This is a genomic window from Sporanaerobacter acetigenes DSM 13106 (assembly GCF_900130025.1).
GTDB classification, from domain to species: domain Bacteria; phylum Bacillota; class Clostridia; order Tissierellales; family Sporanaerobacteraceae; genus Sporanaerobacter; species Sporanaerobacter acetigenes.
In genome coordinates, this window is sequence record NZ_FQXR01000002.1 from 95,313 (window position 1) to 112,629 (window position 17,317).

At 30.6% G+C, this 17,317-nt stretch carries 19 protein-coding genes and 1 riboswitch; all 19 genes read right to left on the reverse strand.

The window, feature by feature from the left end; genetic code table 11:
* Positions 1-100: 100 nt before the first annotated feature.
* The 19 genes from BUA21_RS00470 to BUA21_RS00560 all read right to left on the reverse strand — a co-directional run bounded on the left by BUA21_RS00470 (position 101) and on the right by BUA21_RS00560 (position 17,286).
* Positions 101-1,894: an oleate hydratase gene (locus BUA21_RS00470; RefSeq protein WP_072742571.1), complete on the reverse strand. Its 1,794-nt coding sequence runs from the start codon at positions 1,892-1,894 to the stop codon at positions 101-103.
* Between the two features lie 242 nt (positions 1,895-2,136).
* Positions 2,137-2,679, reverse strand: a complete 543-nt coding sequence (locus BUA21_RS00475; RefSeq protein WP_199228916.1) for a TetR-like C-terminal domain-containing protein — start codon at positions 2,677-2,679, stop codon at positions 2,137-2,139.
* A 120-nt stretch (positions 2,680-2,799) separates the two neighbouring features.
* Positions 2,800-3,294, reverse strand: coding sequence for an FUSC family protein (locus tag BUA21_RS00480; protein WP_072742573.1), 495 nt, complete (start codon positions 3,292-3,294; stop codon positions 2,800-2,802).
* A gap of 24 nt (positions 3,295-3,318) precedes the next feature.
* Entirely contained in the window at positions 3,319-4,215 is an 897-nt protein-coding gene (gene sucD, locus BUA21_RS00485) for a succinate--CoA ligase subunit alpha (protein ID WP_072742574.1), read from the reverse strand.
* A 21-nt stretch (positions 4,216-4,236) separates the two neighbouring features.
* On the reverse strand, positions 4,237-5,397 hold the full coding sequence (gene sucC, locus BUA21_RS00490) for an ADP-forming succinate--CoA ligase subunit beta (protein WP_072742575.1): 1,161 nt from the start codon (positions 5,395-5,397) through the stop codon (positions 4,237-4,239).
* Between the two features lie 216 nt (positions 5,398-5,613).
* Positions 5,614-5,797, reverse strand: a riboswitch (cobalamin riboswitch).
* Positions 5,798-5,833: 36 nt separating this feature from the next.
* Entirely contained in the window at positions 5,834-6,253 is a 420-nt protein-coding gene (locus tag BUA21_RS00495) for an MATE family efflux transporter (protein ID WP_159429080.1), read from the reverse strand.
* A gap of 31 nt (positions 6,254-6,284) precedes the next feature.
* Positions 6,285-7,013 carry an oligosaccharide flippase family protein gene (locus BUA21_RS00500; RefSeq protein ID WP_072742577.1) on the reverse strand — a complete coding sequence of 243 codons (729 nt, stop codon included), beginning with the start codon at positions 7,011-7,013 and terminating at the stop codon, positions 6,285-6,287.
* Between the two features lie 34 nt (positions 7,014-7,047).
* Positions 7,048-7,395, reverse strand: a complete 348-nt coding sequence (locus BUA21_RS00505; RefSeq protein ID WP_072742578.1) for a retropepsin-like aspartic protease — start codon at positions 7,393-7,395, stop codon at positions 7,048-7,050.
* Entirely contained in the window at positions 7,388-7,543 is a 156-nt protein-coding gene (locus tag BUA21_RS14835) for a hypothetical protein (protein ID WP_200796484.1), read from the reverse strand. Before BUA21_RS14835 ends, BUA21_RS00505 begins: the two co-directional genes overlap by 8 nt.
* Positions 7,544-7,836: 293 nt before the next feature.
* Positions 7,837-8,019 carry a hypothetical protein gene (locus BUA21_RS15010; protein ID WP_072742579.1) on the reverse strand — a complete coding sequence of 61 codons (183 nt, stop codon included), beginning with the start codon at positions 8,017-8,019 and terminating at the stop codon, positions 7,837-7,839.
* Between the two features lie 256 nt (positions 8,020-8,275).
* Positions 8,276-8,935, reverse strand: a complete 660-nt coding sequence (locus BUA21_RS00520; protein WP_072742580.1) for a zf-HC2 domain-containing protein — start codon at positions 8,933-8,935, stop codon at positions 8,276-8,278.
* Positions 8,916-9,419: an RNA polymerase sigma factor gene (locus BUA21_RS00525; RefSeq protein ID WP_072742581.1), complete on the reverse strand. Its 504-nt coding sequence runs from the start codon at positions 9,417-9,419 to the stop codon at positions 8,916-8,918. The genes BUA21_RS00520 and BUA21_RS00525 overlap by 20 nt, the downstream gene beginning before the upstream one ends.
* A gap of 254 nt (positions 9,420-9,673) precedes the next feature.
* Positions 9,674-11,011: a TolB-like translocation protein gene (locus BUA21_RS00530; protein ID WP_072742582.1), complete on the reverse strand. Its 1,338-nt coding sequence runs from the start codon at positions 11,009-11,011 to the stop codon at positions 9,674-9,676.
* 333 nt (positions 11,012-11,344) lie between these two features.
* Positions 11,345-12,922: a phosphonate ABC transporter, permease protein PhnE gene (gene phnE / locus BUA21_RS00535; RefSeq protein ID WP_072742583.1), complete on the reverse strand. Its 1,578-nt coding sequence runs from the start codon at positions 12,920-12,922 to the stop codon at positions 11,345-11,347.
* The gene (gene phnC, locus BUA21_RS00540; protein WP_072742584.1) at positions 12,888-13,625 is read right to left on the reverse strand and encodes a phosphonate ABC transporter ATP-binding protein; all 738 of its coding nucleotides are present in this window, start codon (positions 13,623-13,625) and stop codon (positions 12,888-12,890) included. The genes phnE and phnC overlap by 35 nt, the downstream gene beginning before the upstream one ends.
* An 11-nt stretch (positions 13,626-13,636) precedes the next feature.
* Positions 13,637-14,509 carry a phosphate/phosphite/phosphonate ABC transporter substrate-binding protein gene (locus BUA21_RS00545; RefSeq protein ID WP_072742585.1) on the reverse strand — a complete coding sequence of 291 codons (873 nt, stop codon included), beginning with the start codon at positions 14,507-14,509 and terminating at the stop codon, positions 13,637-13,639.
* A 105-nt stretch (positions 14,510-14,614) separates the two neighbouring features.
* Positions 14,615-14,998 (reverse strand): ATP-binding cassette domain-containing protein, encoded by a 384-nt coding sequence (locus tag BUA21_RS00550; RefSeq protein ID WP_084604076.1) that lies wholly within the window; start codon positions 14,996-14,998, stop codon positions 14,615-14,617.
* Positions 14,999-15,634: 636 nt separating this feature from the next.
* A complete protein-coding gene (locus BUA21_RS00555; protein WP_072742587.1) occupies positions 15,635-16,465 on the reverse strand; it encodes a polysaccharide deacetylase family protein in 831 nt (276 codons plus the stop codon).
* Positions 16,466-16,617: 152 nt separating this feature from the next.
* Positions 16,618-17,286: a PBECR4 domain-containing protein gene (locus tag BUA21_RS00560; RefSeq protein WP_072742588.1), complete on the reverse strand. Its 669-nt coding sequence runs from the start codon at positions 17,284-17,286 to the stop codon at positions 16,618-16,620.
* Positions 17,287-17,317: the final 31 nt, after the last annotated feature.

Consider the following 17,317-nt stretch of genomic DNA (forward strand, 5'->3'; position numbering starts at 1 on the left):
TGTTCTATTATATTTTAAATGTATCATGTGTGAATATAAATTAAAATCCCGACTTTTTTAAATTCGGGATTTTAATCATATTATTTAATTCTAGAAAGCATTAAATAATTTTATATTCTTTCAACATTTTTTCAATTTCTGTTCCAGCTACTTGTTTTTCAATTTTACGTTTAACTAGTGGTGGCAAATCAACTTCCGGTTTTTCTCCATCTAATAAACATACACCTGCATTTAGCAAATAACGGATATCATATCTCGAATTGTATACCTCAGGAACTCCTTTTTCAACTCCAGTCAATACATATACTGCTTCCATAGCTGTACGTCCTGAGTATTCAATAGTAAATACAGTATCACGTCCTGGATCATCCAATGTTTCAGCATATTGTCCAAGGAAAGCAAAATTTACTGCATTCTTTGGTACAACATAAGGACGATCTCCAAATTCACGAGGCATAAATTGAGATGTAATAAATGGCATCATAACGGGAACTGCAGTACAGCTTTCTGCTAATTCTTCTATTTTATCTATAGGAACTCCTATATGATATAACCATTCTTTTGTAATTTCCTTGCCAGTACAATCTCTCATAGATTTCTTAATATAGTCACCAGGAACATCAGTGAACAAACCATATACCCAAACAACAACATCTTTTTCAGGTTGACCATAGTATTGTTCTTGACGATTTATGGTCCAACTCATCAACCAAGAAGAATCAACTGCTGTAACTATACCACCTGTTACAGTGCGCCCAGTATATGGAGAACGTTTTGTAATCTTTTCAATATATTCAGGAACACGTTCATCATGACAAGTTACTGTACAAGACTCCCAATTAGACTTTTCTGGATCTGTACAGAATTTATCTGGATGCCCAAACTCATCACACTGAGCTGCTATATTCTTCCACAAAGTCCAACATCCTTTTGCTTCTTTGTTAAATGGAGCTGGAGTATTGTCATCACCATATCCAGAACCTTCAGTCATAGAACCATTAGTAATGAATACCAAATCATTTTCTGTTAAATCAATAGAAATATCATTTCCATTTTTATCCCTTGCAATTATCTTATTTGCAACTTTTTTATTATCTGAAATTGAGAATTCAACATTATCAACAGTAACTCCATATTCAAATTTAGCACCATGGTCTTCCAAATATTTAACCATAGGTTTTACAAATGAAGTGTATTGATCATGACGTGAGAATTGCAAAGCTGAAAGAGTTGGTAAGCCATCAACATGATGGATGAAACGATTCATATATAATTTCATCTCTAAAGCACTATGCCAATTCTCAAAAGCAAACATTGTTCTCCATATTGTCCAGAAATCAGTGTTTAAAAGTTCCTCGGAAAAAATATCTTCAATAGCTTTATCTTGAAGTTCTTCATCTGTCATCATTGTAAAAGCAGCTAATTCTTTTGCCAAGTCTTGACCCAAATTAAATTTGCCATTGTCATAGCGTTCGCCTTGATTGTGAGTAATACGGCAATTGCTAAAGTTTGGATCATCATGGTTTGTATAATAAAAATGATCTAACACAGTCATATTTGGATCTTCTGTAGATGGTAAGGAACTAAATAAATCCCATAAAACCTCAAAATGATGTCCCTGTTCACGTCCACCACGTGCCACATAACCTGCATTTTGGCGAACTTGACCGTCCAAAGATCCTCCAGGAATATCTAATTGCTCTAAAAAAGTAATCTTGCTGCCATCCATGTGAGCATCACGAATCAAAAAACATCCAGCAGCTAAAGCACCAATTCCAGTACCAATTAAATACGCCTTCTTGTCATCAATCCCCTCAGGCTTTCTTGCATTTACCAAGGAATGATAATTCCCATTTGTAAGTGTAAGTCTTTCATCATGTGTCTTTAATTTCATTTTATCTCCCTCTTTCTTATTTTTTAATAGTCTCATAAATCTGACTATTATGCCCAAAGTTCTTTTATGTTGACTCTACCATTAGTATGCCCACATAGCATTATAAATATAATTTCTGCTTTAATTTTATGAACCCTGCTATATATAAAATTTGTTTAATCTTATAATATCGCTATTTCATATGTTTTTCATTAGACAAAATAACTGGGATGTTCAAACTTTGAACATCCCAGTTATTTTGTCTAATCTTTTAAATTAACACTTCGTTCAAGAGACAGAGCAATATTTCCATCGAAGAGCTGACCTATTCGTCTAATGACAATATTAGGATCTTCCTTCATTCCAGAAGCAACCCAACGTAATAACATTTCAGTGAGAGCACCTTGATAAAATGAGGCAATCAGTTTTTTATCTTCTTGAGTAGCTGAAATACCTTTGCTTACTTTTTCTACATATCGAATCATGACAGTGCCTGACACATTATATATATAATTCTCTAATTCTTCTCTCTGCATGGAATTATATATATGATAAATAGCTGTTCTGTTTTCTAAAGCAAACTTAGTAGCCACAAGAAAGCTTTCTTCCCAGGAAAGTGTATCATTATATTCATCAATAACTGTCTGAAGTTCTGTTTGAAAAATTTCCGATAGAAGTGCATATATATCTGTGTAGTAATAATAAAAAGTATTTCTATTGATTCCACATTCTCTAACAATATCCTTAACTGTAATTTTGTTAAGTGGATGCTCATTTAACTTCTTGATGAATACCTCACGAATCATTTCTTTGGTATATTGCTGTACCAAGTTGCCACCCCCGCAATATTTTATCTATATAAAAATTATAACATATGACAATCTATTTGCAAATGCGCCAGTAAAACTCCTTACCGGCGCATAATGCTAAATTATTTTATTTATAAAAAGGGAGACTATAATTCCTATCAAGGTATCAATTACCCTATTTAATGCAAATAATAATGGAGATGTATCCCCACCATGAGACACTGTAATACTTAAAAATACCACACAGCTAATATACGATGAACTTGCAGATTTACATAGTACATTTGTATATATAATAGGAATCAAAAATAAGCTTAAAATTAAATAGTGTAGATAGTTGAATAACTCAATATTAAAATAATTAATCCCCACTATAGCAATAAATCCATACATACCTCCAATTAGTGTTCCAATCATTCTAGATTTTCCGGTTTTAAAACTATTTTCATGATTGTTTTGCATACATAATATTGAAGCTATAGCTGAATAAAAAGGGGATGTTTTCCTGATAAAGCTCAATAAAAAACATATATATACTGCAAGAACTGTTTTAACAACCCTCATACCAGGAAATTTAATTTTCTTATTCTTCTTTGCTGTAGATTCTCCCATACTCATCCCCCTAATATTATTAAACTAAATACACTGTTTAAATAAATCATTAGTTTTAAGTGCTTTCACTAAAGTATCTCCAATAGCTGTAGGAGTTTCTGAAATATATATTCCACAATCACTCATTGTCTTTATCTTTTGTTCAGCAGTACCTTTTCCTGAAGAAATAATAGCGCCTGCATGTCCCATTCTCTTTCCTTTAGGTGCAGTCTTGCCACCAATAAATCCTACTACAGGTTTTTTCATATTTTCCTTAATCCATAGGGAAGCCTTTTCTTCTGCATTTCCTCCTATTTCTCCTATCATAACAACTCCATCAGTATTGTCATCATCATTAAACGCTTTCAATACATCAATGAAATCTGTTCCTATAATAGGATCTCCTCCAATTCCTACTACTGTAGATTGCCCTATCCCTCTTTCAGTTAATTGACGAACTGCTTCATATGTTAAGGTTCCAGAGCGAGATACTACCCCTATTCTTCCTTTCTTATGAATATATCCAGGCATAATACCAATCTTACATTCTCCTGGTGTTATTATACCAGGGCAATTCGGCCCAATCAATCTAGTTTTTTTACCTTCCAAATAATTCTTTACAATTAGCATATCCTTGATTGGAATATGCTCTGTTATACAAATTACTAATTCTAGTTCTGCGTCAACTGCCTCTAAAATTGCATCTGCAGCAAATTTTGCAGGAACATATATAATAGATGCATTTGCTTTAGTTTCGTAGGCAGCTTGTTTTACAGTGTCAAACACATTTATGCCTTCCACTTTTGTATTTCCTTTAAAAGGACTTACACCAGCAACTATATTCGTACCATATTCAATCATTTGTTTTGTATGATAAGAAGCTGTATTTCCTGTTATACCTTGAACTATTACCCTAGTAGATTCATCAACCCAAATACTCATTCTTATACCACCCCCACAAAATTATTGAACTAAACTAATTATCTTCTTAGTTCCCTCATCCATATCTTTAGCAGTAAATATATTAAGTTTTGAATCCTTTATTATTTCCATACCTAAATCCATATTTGTTCCTTCCAATCTAATTACAAGTGGAATATTTAATGCCAACTCTTTAGTTGCATTTACAATTCCCTTGGCAATAACATCACATTTCATTATTCCGCCAAATATATTGACAAAAATCCCCTTAACTCTGGAATCAGATATTATTATTTTAAATGCATTGGTTACATTTTCTTCTGTTGCTCCTCCTCCAACATCTAAAAAGTTTGCTGGTTCTCCCCCATAATACTTGATAGTATCCATTGTAGCCATTGCCAATCCTGCTCCATTAACTACACATCCAATATTGCCGTCCAAAGATATATATGACAATCCATACTTTGATGCTTCTATCTCTTTTTCATTTTCTTCACTTAAATCCCTATAATTACATATATCTCTATTTCTATATAGACCATTTTCATCAAAGTTCATTTTTGCATCTAAAGCTAACAATTGTTTATCTTCCGTTACTACTAAAGGATTTATTTCTAGCAGTGTACAATCTTTATCTACAAAACATTTATATAAATTCATAACAACCTCTACAAATTGATTTATCAACTCCTGTGGAATATTGATATTAAGGCCTATCCTCTTAGCTTGGAATTCTAATACTCCAAGTAATGGATCAATAGATTCTGTAAATATCATATCAGGCTTTTCTTTTGATATTTCTTCAATATCAGTTCCACCTTCTTCAGAAGCTATAAGAGTTATCTTTGACTTTTCTCTATCTAAAACAAAAGCTAAGTAGTATTCTTTAAAAATATCGCAACCTTCTTCAATCAAAACAGCCTTTACTTTCTTTCCTTTAGGCCCAGTTTGAGGTGTCACTAAGATTTTACCTATTAACTCTTTAGAATACTTCTTGACATCATCTATTGAATTTGCTATTTTTATACCTCCAGCCTTTCCCCTACCTCCAGCATGAATTTGTGATTTCACTACTGCAATATCAGTACCTATTCTCCAAGCAGCTCTCTCAGCATCTTCTGGATCATAAATAACTCTACCATTAGGTACTGGTATACAGAAGCTTCTCAATATCTCTTTTGCTTGATACTCATGAATATTCATACTTTTCCCTCCCATTTCTTGTAGTATAAAATGAAAAAACTCAGCAAAAATTTGCTGAGTTATTACCACGGGATTGTAGACATAAAGAAAAAAATCTTTCTATTGTTATAGAAAGAGCATTATTAATAATCAGATTAAGCACACATATTTAATACATATGAATAAATCATATGCTTAACCTACTTTTAATAGCATCTCCCCATCCTCGTGAGTAATAAACAGCTTTTCCCATTGGCAGGTCTCCTGACTTAAGAATAACAAACCTTAAACCTTCCCATACTTTTAAGTACAGTGGTAAACTTAAGGTTCTATCTATCACAGTGGCGGGACCGTGTCGGAATTCAACCGAACTTCCCTTTTAAACAATCATTAAGATTGTACCAAATGGTCACTATATTAAATTCTAAATAGATACTATCATGAAAAATTATAACTGTCAATTGATATGTCGAAAACGAAACTTTACTATACTTCTCAATGTAACTAAATCTAACAAAAATATAACAAAAATTCGAAGATAAAATCCAATAAAGAAACCATTAATACCAAATTTAGGGTTCCCAACAAGAAAATATACTAAAAGTAGTTGAATACTCATGCCTATCAATCGATTTATTGTTATAGCAGTATGTTTGTTTAGACCTTGAAGAATGCCAGAGAAAGTATGCTGTAGTGCCATAAATACAGTGCTATAGCTAAGAATTCGTAAATATTCTCCTACTTTTTTATCATTATATAGAAAAACAGCTAATGGTTCAGAGAAAAGTCTATAAAGAATAGATAATGGAATAGATATAATTAAGGTGATTTTAATAGCAAACAATATATCCGCTTTCATATTTCTATAGTTTTTCAAAGCCATTTGCTCAGATAAACTAGGAACAATATTAATAACCAGTGATTGTTAAGGGTCCTGCTATTTTTATTATTTGATTTAATATATCAATTGAATTTAATTGTATATAACAAGGATAAGAAGATTTTTTATTTTCCCTTTTATAAGCAAGTATTAGCCAAATTAATCCGAAAAACTCACCAATACTTATTCCACATATAGCTACTAAGACTCCAAATTCCAGTTCTACAGGATAAGAATAGTGGAGGAATCCTAAAACAATCAAAAACCTAGATACATTATTGATAATTTCAGAAACACTAGCTACTCCAACCTTCTTGAGTCCATAATAATATCCTCTTATAACAGAGTTAATAGATATAATAATTATTATTGGAACGAGAAAATATATAGACTGTAGCATATTTCTATTTTTAAATATTTTCTCACTGATAGGATTACTTAAACAAACAAGAATAAAGCTAAGTACAATTGAAAGGATGAAATTTAATATAATTGAAAACTTAAGTATTTGGTAAACATTTTCTTTATGATTCTTTGAATTTTCTTGTGCAACTAATTGAGATACTGCCATAGGAACTCCAGCAGTAGTTATAATCATAAATATCATAAGAACAGACATTGACATTTGAAATAGTCCCATTGCCTCTGCTCCAATTAAATTTGACAACAAAACATCATAACTAAATCCAATAAATGCTATGATGAAGTTCATTGCAGTCATTAAAATTGACCCATATACAAAGGAAGACTTTTTCAACAGATCACCTCGTCAGCTTTAGCCATATAATCATTTATATTCTTGTAAGTTTAAAGAAATACATACCTATTATTACATATATTTCAAAACCATAGTCCATAACTCCCACTTCAATTGTAAAGTTATTAATTATTAAGTTCCCAAGATTTATTGTATCAATAATCTTCTTGTATACAAACTCTACTCCACCAACTCTGGAAATAGTTTCTATAGTATCATCTTTCTCTATTGTAATGCCTAGCACATCAACCTTGTCCATTTTAAAAACAGTTCCTCCTGATCCAGTATCTATAAGTACATTGTCCAATACCATAGATTTGCCTTTATAAAAAATAGTAATTTTACAAAACGGAAATCCATATTTAAAATCTAACTTAACCATACTTTCTAACCCCAATCCAATTTCTCTCTTCTATTTTTAATTCTTTATTGTTTGTGTGATAGACATACATTTCTCTACTTTTGTCTTTTTTATGTTTTTGAGAGTATTCTTTAAGAGCATCCCTACCCTCATCAAATATATTAATCACTGAAAGTTATTCAATAACTCTTTGTCCTTCCTTAAAATATGCTTCTATGACCTCAAATAGTAACCATTTATTTGGGTGATTTACTCTTGCTTCTGACCATTTCAAAATCATCAACCTCCTTCGAAACACAAGTTCTTATTATTTATATTATACTTTATATTGAAATATTTGTCATTATAGAACGCTCGTTTTTATTGAGGTGAGCAATGTGGAAGAATTAAATTTATTTAAAAATATAATTTTCCAAGCAAGAAATACATAAATCATTGATGTCATTACCTTGACACGATGGGTTATACTTTATTTATTATATTTTGATTAAATATACTTCCTATCTTTACTTTAAAAAATTCATCTTCCCTAATCATCGCATTATAAGGCTGCGATGTAAACTCAATAATTGTGTTAACTACATGATCAAAATTAAGTTCATATCTTAATATTTTCTTACAAAAATTATCCCATCTTTTTTGCATTTCGACATCTTTAGTTAACCTTGCAATAACAGCTACAGAATCTTTTTCATATGGTGTTCCCCCACATCTAAATCATTCGAATAGTTCTTTAAAAGATAATCTGCATCAACTGTTGGACTTGTGGTAAATCCACTAATGGAATATAGTAAAAATCCACCCTTAAGAATAAGATTTTCTTTATATTTTGATTCAGAAAGTCTCCTAATAAATTCCTCTTGGCAAAATAGATTTAATAATTATTTTCGCTTTTGTCATTTTATTTCTCCCATATCAATACTGCATTTTCTAATAGTGTATCCCAATTGTTTTCCTTTTCAAAAATTTCTCTTGCATCAAAATCTGCATAGTAAATTGCGTCCACATTTTCTTTCTTATCCAATGGGAAGATAAACCTACGTTCATCACGGGTTTCTTCTTGATTAATCAACTTTCTTGTATGTGATTTTGCAAATGTTTCAGTATAATATAAAAAGATAACATTTTTTTCTTTACCGTCGATTTTGAGCGTAATAGGATGCGTAGCTGCTACAGAATAATAACTTACTCCATAATAATGAGAAACAAGCATATCGTCGTCCTGTGTTTCAATTTTAATCAACGATTCCTCATAAGGTACAACCTTATTGTGATGGAAGCTAAAAGAAAAAACTCCAAACAGGATTAAACCTGTAAGTATAATAGATAAACCTGAAATAATAAGTTTTTTATTTCTCAACTTTTTTTTGAAGCCCTTAATAAGGGGAGCTTCTTTTTCAGCTGGAATAAATATTTCTTGTTTCATTAACTTAACTTCTTTTTTACATTCTTCACAATGCTCTAAATGTTCTTCTACCATTTCCTTAGTATCATCGCTTACAACCCCATCAACATAAAGAGGTAAAATATCTTTAATTATATTACAATTGATCTCTTTCATTGTTCATCCCCTCCATATATTCAATAACTTGCTTTCTTGCTCTGTGATAAGTCACCCTTGCCCATCCAGAGCTTTTCCCAAAGAGCTTGCCTATTTTCTCAAAGGGCAATTCGCCAAACACTCGTAGAAAAAAAACTTCTTTATAGGGTTCTTCCATAGTGTGAAGAAACTGATGGATGATAAAGGCATCTTCTTCATTCACAAGATGTTCTGATATAATGACTCCCGTATCAAATATATCATCAAGTGAATCATTGCCAATTTTATTCTTTCTTTTCTTTTGATATGAAAAATAAGTGTTTTTTGCAATTGTAAATAACCAAGCTCGAATATCTTTGGAGCCATCGAAGCTATTAATGGACTTCAATGCTTTAAAAAATGCTTCTTGTGTAACTTCCTCCGCTATATTCTCATCGCCAGATAAAGACCTTATATATAAAAACACCTCCCGAAAATACAGATAATATATCTCCTCGAAGTCCATGCCTTTTCACTCCCTTCACTTATATAACTTCCGAAATATGCTTTCGTTACAATATATTTAAATGATAAATTACAAGTTTTATTCTAATATAACATAATCTCCAAAGCAGTTTATAGATATTAGCTATAATTATATTGATTGAATTATTTCTAAACAAAAAAACCAGTCAAGATTTCCGCTTTAAATCTCAACTGGCTTCCTTTTAATTAATTATAATAGCACGTTCCCAAGGAGCTGTGTCTAATATCTTTCCTTTAACGTGCACTACAAAATATATCCATACTCTTTTCCGTCTCTAGATATCCATAAAACCCAAAGGCACTGCCTTCATTGTGATAGTCAAGTATAATATTATCTGCTAATATTTCTTCCTTTCCATCAACTAGCTTTATTAGACTGTAATATCCATTGCCTTTATATCTACTAAATAATATTTCATCTTTAGATATACTTATAGGCATGAAATCGAAATAATCCCCTTTTGTTATTTTCTTTGTCTTTGAAGTTTTTATATCTACTTCGTAAATATTGTGTGGTTGATTTTCCCAATCATCATACGCCTTGTTAAAGTCCATTTCCCAAACATCCTCTAAACTTTTAGTTGCTGAATATAATAATTTTTCTCCATCTAGCGTAAAACTTGGAGTCATAGCAACCAAATCCTTATACATAAATTTAATTGTTTTATATGTTTTATCCTTATTTATGTCTACTAAGATAACTTCTTTATTCATAATCATATCCCTATTGCCACCTTCAATTAGACCAATTAAATTGTTATACTTTGGATTTATAGATAAATGGTTTTTATGAGGTAATGTTGCTATATCTGTAAACTCTGTATGTGTCTTTTCCTCCACATCATATATCCCTATGCCTATTCCATCTGCACTCAATGAAGCTGAAGCAGGTTTCTCCATAATATAAATATACTTTCCATCTTCTGTTACATCCCATATAGCAGGGTCATATCCAATCATTTCATCAGTGGATTTCCGGCCCTCTATTATTATATTTGTTGAAAATGTCTTGTTTTTTGAATCATACTCATTTAAATTTACTTCTATGATACCATTATTGACAGCAAAATCTCCTTCTCCCGTCGTCCATTTGCTTATCTTTATGCCATAAATAATATTTCTATTAGATGCTTTAAAATTATCATAGTAGTATTCGTCTAAATGTTTAGTTTTTTCTTTGGTCAATACATTAAACATTGTAAACCCTGGTTCATTAGTAGCATACACTATAGTTTTATCATCTGTCCAATCATAGGAAACAATTTTATCTGCTATTTTTTCATACTTCTTTTCTTTCATATCATATATATAAAGACTATCTTTATTGGTATAGGCTATGTAATCTCCAGATTTTGAAATAATGGGATAGCTAAATTCTTTTCCTTCATGAACTTCAGTCTCTTCTCCATTATTTAAATAAGAAAAATATAGTCCATCTTCTTTGGTATATACTATAAAAGAATCATTCTCTCCTATAGACTTGTTAGGCATATTAGCGCAAGCTACAAGAAATCCAGATACTAACACTAAAATTAAAAGAAAAATTAGAATTTTGTAACGCAAAATAGACATATTAACACCTCCAATCTAAATTTTGTTTTAATACTGGGCAACATAAAAGCCGCCACATACACAGGCGGAGTCGGATGGAAAACTAGTTTTATGGTAATTTTAGTTTCATCGAACTTTTATATTTTTTGATGTCATTCCTTTGACACGAGGAGTTATACCTAATAATGAGTTATTTGCTGATTTAGAACGAATCAAAAAATCTAAGCCTATAAGCGCATTAATTCTATCATTCGGATCAATAACACCAAAATCCAATTTGATATCTTTTAAAACTAAACTTCCAAATATTCTGTTGCAATAATTGTATGGAAGGCTCCTATATCTATTATTACATCATCTATAATAGTTGGAGGCCATTTGACTTAATTTATCTATTATTATTATCATTATGGATATACCAAGAAGTAGAAAACCTACCTTTCCCCAATTTCTCCACGTTATATTCATAACTAATGTAGTACCTATTCCACCAGCACCTATTACTCCTAGAATAGTAGAATTTCTAATATTTGATTCTAATCTGTATAATGCCAATCTAATAAATGTTGGAAATGTATGAGGTAGTAGTCCATGTCTATAAGACTGCAAATTAGTTGCTCCTGTTGTTGTTATGCTATCTTGTATGTTTTTCCCCTCATTTTCCAGTACTTCACTATACATTTTGGTAAGCACACCCGTTGTATAAATACTAAGAGCCATAGCTCCAGCCATAGGGCCTGGTCCTACTCCCCTGAAAAATATTATTGCTGTCACAATTGGCGGAAATGTCCTTAAAATATTTATAACTCCCTTTAAAAATATAGAAACTCCTTTGCTAGGTGAGGTATTGTATGCAGTTAGATATGAAAGAACTAAAGCAAATAATCCCCCCACTATTGTGGCAAATACAGCTATAAAGAAGCTTTCTAATATTCCCTCTATAAGCTTAGGAAAACAAGTGGGGTCTATTCTTATCATTCTCGATATAACATCTTTGCCCTGTCCTAATCCTAATATAAATCTATCATAGGTAATATTTAAAGATTTAAAAGCAAATAAAAATAGTATTATCAATAAAATAGGTATATAAAAAATCTTAAATACCTGAAATTTTTTATAGTTATCAATAGATTTAAATCTTATAGCTTTTTTTATAAGATATTTTCTAACAAATAAACTCAGTAAATCTATAATCAAAATTGTAAAAAACAAAATCAATATCAATGTGGATAAATTGTCATATCTAAGATGATTTAAATCTCTCCACATAATCTGGCCTATTCCTCCAGCACCTACTAATCCTAAAATAGTTGCACCGCGGATATTTGTCTCAAGTACAATAAAAAAAACAGAAATAGATAATTCCAATATATGAGGTAAAACACAATACCTTAAAACTTGTGTAGAATTAGCACCTACTGATTTAATTGAATTTAATTGATTTTCTTTAATTCCTTCAATATATTCTCTAAATAATTTTAATGATATCAAAAATGCAATGATAGTAAGGGCAACTATTCCTGAAAATTTTCCTACACTAAATATACTCACTAAAATCGCTGCCCATATTAAACTTGGTATAGTTCTAAGAAAAGAAAATACTCCGCTTAATATGGCTGATGCATACCTATTTGGAGCAATATTGTCTGCAATTAAAAGAGAAAAAGGCAATGCTACCAGTACACCTAAAATAGATGATACTATAGCAATTTGAATTGTTTCAATTAGTTTGTCAAATGCTTCTACCCCATAAGATATATTTGGCCTTAGCATTCTCTGGAAAAGATTGAACATGCTAGGTATACCTTTATGTAATTTTACAAAATCAAATTCCACCTTAAATCCAAGAAAAATCAAAATAGCAATTGCTCCTAAAAAATATAAGCTTTTATATATTTTATTCTTGGCTATATAATTCTTTAAGGAGTTCATCTCTCAAATCACCCACTTCCCCATCATAGAGAATTTTACCATTCTTAAGAGCTATAATCCTATGACAGTACTTCTTTGCCAAATTTACATCATGAAGATTAATCATTATAGTAATATTTTTCTCATCATTAATAACCTTAAAATAATCCATTATACTTTGAGAAGTAGCTATGTCTAAGCTAGATACTGGCTCATCTGCTAAAATAATCTTTGGTTCCTGACAAAGAGTCTTCGCAATAGCTACTCTTTGCTTTTGTCCTCCACTTAACTCTTCTGCCCTTTCAAACATCTTTTTACTTAAACCTACTTGTTTTAATGCATTGCTTGCACTTTCATAGTCTTCATCATTGAACAATCCAAAAAAAGACTTTAAGGAAGACTTGTATCCAAGCCTTCCAATTAACACATTGTCTATGACAGTAGACTTTTCAATTAAGTTATAATCTTGAAAAACAAATCCTATCTGTCTTCTTATATTTCTAAGCTGAGAATTATTTAGCTTTGTAATATCTACATCATCTATGTATACCTTACCACTTAGAGGTTTAACTAATAAGTTTATAGACTTCAGCAAAGTAGATTTCCCACTACCAGAAGAGCCTATTATACCTACAAATTCTCCTTGTTTAATTTCTGTATTTATATTATCTATTGCTAATGTTTTGCCATCATAGGAAACAGTTAAATCTTCTATTTTAAGCATTGCACTCACTCCTATTCGGCTTCTTTTAAGTCAATATTCATCGTCTTTGCTGTAGTTCTTATGATATCGTAATCTGAATCTGTTGCCTCTTCAAATCCATACATATTGAATAAAGTCTTTAAAAGTTCTGAACCTTCTTCAGTTTTTGCAATGTTTAATAATGCAACTTTTATCTTGTCTTTAAGCTCTTCTTCCATGTCTCCTTTAACAGTTACAGATATATTTGGGATATAATCAGTGTAGCCTAATACTTCAGTTTTTTCCATAGCTTCCGGAAAATCTTCCTTATATCTGTCTCTTGCATCTACAAAAGTAGTTGCCACATCTACGTCACCATTTAATAGCAATTGCAATGCCTTGTCATGTCCTCCAGCATATACATATTCTATATCTTTTTCTATATTTATTCCTTCTTTTATCAAATGTGCTCCTGGAAATAAATATCCAGATGTTGAAGATGGGTCTACAAAAGCTACTTTTTTACCCTTTATATCTGAAAAACTGGTTATATCGCTATCCTTTCTTACTAGAAATTGTGAACGATATTTTGCCTCTCCTGATTTGTTTAATGCTGTTAATATAACTTCTGCATTGCTTTCCTCATTTGCTAATACATAAGCAAATGGTGGAATAAAACCAAAATCAACTTGACCTGAGCCTAATCCTTCTACTACTCCTACATAATTTGTAGCAGTAAATCCTTCTACTTTAACACCTAGTTCCTTAGATAACATTTCTGTCAATGGTTCTACAGATTCTATTAATGAATCTCCATCTTTCATAGGAACAAATCCCATTCTAATGACTTCCTCTTTCTTAGATGTACAACCAACAATTGAAATAGCTAAAACTACTATTAATAATAAAGCAATTGCTCTTTTCATTTTGTACCCCCCTTACAATTTGATTTCTAATATACAATATAACAATTTCGATAAAATTGCAATACACTTTTAGAAAAAATAAAAGCATATCGGTAGTGTATGGGGTCATTTTGATAATTCTATAATATCAGTGGCTACTTTTTCAATAAATCTTCTGTCATGTTCTACTAAAATCATTGTTGGTGAGTATTCCAAAATCATATTCTCTATCTGAATTCTGGAGATTACATCAATATAATTAAGCCGTTCATCCCATATAAATAAATGTGCTTCTTCACATATGGACTTAGCCAAGAATATCTTTTTCTTTTGTCCCATACTAAAATTCTCAATAGAAATTTCAAACTGATTCCTTGAAAAACCTAGCTTTCTCAAAACAGTCAAAAATTTTGTTTTGTCTAATTGCTCTTCATTAACAAATTCATTTATATTTCCATTAACATAATTGAATTTCTGTGGAACATAGGAAATAGTAATTCCCTTTGCAATTTCAAAACTACCTTGTCAGACCAAGTAGACTTTTCCCTTGCCGACTGTTTCAACCTTCTAATTTCTTTTCTGAGCTTTTGATTTTGTTCTAATTCATATTTGTCTTCTAAGTTCTTGTTTTGCTCCCAAGTATCGTAAGTTCCCTTCTGGAGAACTATCTTGCTCTTCTCTATAGTTAATATACGGTCTACTATACTATTGATAAATTCCCTATCATGGGATACAAGTATAAATCCCTTCTTACTCTCTAAATATTTTGCAACTACATCTCTGCCATATAAGATTCTCCTTTCATAATTTGATTTTTAGCGAGAATCTGTATTTAAAAACAAAAAAGTTGAGAATAGAAAACTCTCAACTAATATTACAAAAAATACTATAATTATCTTTGTTAAATAAGTATATTGAAAGAGATTTCTCGCTAAAATGGGCACAACAAAATAGGCATTGCTCAAAGCAAAGAAAATAGTTGTGCTTATTTAATTCATTATTTAGCAAGAAATATATTCATCTGTACACCCCTTCCATATTCTTAGTTAAATTATATCATATCTTTCCCATATCTTCTAGATATAATATAATACTTACAAATATAATCTCTATTTTTCAATGTTTATAATTTCACTTGCATACTTTTTAATATAATAAATCTTCTAGTTTTTTATAGGATGTTACATTTATCCTCTTAAGACCATATAAATCTTTTGATATATTTGCATATCTATTTCTTGTGGTAAGGGTAACTTTAATATTTAGTTCTTTTAGTATCTTTTCTGTAACTCTATTATATTTTCCATAGGGATAAGCATAAACATAAGACTCAGAGCCTAATTTATCCTTTATAATCTGTATAACTTGTATTCCATCTTTTTTGATCCTAGCATAATAAGCACTTTTGTCTTCTCTTTTTCTTTTCAATACTCCATTTCCATGGCTTTTACTTTCTTTGTAATAGTGGAGATTGTAAGAATGGGGCTGTATTTCAATAAGTCCGCTATTATACATTTCTTTTGCTTCATCCCAAGAAAAATAATTGTATTTTGGGTCATTATTAAAATTTGTTTTCCCAATCCTTGAGCCTATTACAAATATAGCAGCTTTCATATTATTTTCTTTTAATATTGGATAAGCGTATTCATAATTATCCTTATAACCATCATCAAAAGTTATTATAATAGGCTTTTTAGGTAGTTTTCCCTTGCCTTCCTTGTATTTTATTAATTCTTTGAAGGATATAGTCGTATACCCTTTTTTTATTAAATACTCCATATCCCCTTTAAATCTTTCCTTGGTCACTCTAATTTTATCTGTTTTTTCTCCTTCCTCCACAATATGATGATACATGAGTATGGGAATATGCCTATTGTTCCCTGTTTGACTTATTGCCATCTTAGGAGCTAATACAACACAAGCCACCAGTACAATAATAGATAAAAATACCTTTTTTATTTTTAAGTCCCCCTTCACAAATACACGATTAGTATTTCAATCCAAATCATATACCTTGTCCTTTTTCAATTTTCATTAACTATTTGATTTATTGATATTTGTTGTGAATTTTGGAGTTTCTAGAAACATTTTAGTACCATGGTTACTAATTAAAATTATGAATTTAGAGACTACACTAATTCTGCTCTTTTAAAATCAATAATTAAATTTTCTTTATCTGCTATCTTTTCTTCTATCTCCTTATTCCAACAACATTCTTCTAACTCAATACCTTTAGCTAAATAACACATGTGATTATATAGAGGGTCCTTAACATCTTTCATATAAATAGCCATTAATTTATTACTTTTAGTTGTTATATCCCTTATATCTTCTTGTAAGAGAGTATTTGGAATCATATAATTGCTCTTTTCATCTAATTTAAAACCCAAACATCCTCGTTCATTGCCTACTATTTTTTCTGTATACAATTTACCACAAGTACTATTTGATTGAAAATCACCCACCATTTTAGCATTTTTATAAATACTCATAGTTGGTATAATAACATTCATTTTTTTAGTGGTTGTCCAAGTATCTTCAACCCCAAAATCTTCCACAGTTAATTTTCTATTTATACATTTCTCAAAGAAATCCTTACTTGATATATTATTATTAGTCTCAACTCCTGTTAAATGCAAAAATTGTCTTTTTAAGAATAGTATATCTAAATAAAAATACTGTTTTTTCTGTTTCTCATAAATTATTAACATGTTTTTATTTAACAAATTTTCTTTATATAATGCAGCAGCTTGTACTATAATTCGTAAATATTCTTTCTTGTCTTTTATTACTTCCATGTTCCTTACCCCACTATCACCTATAAATTTA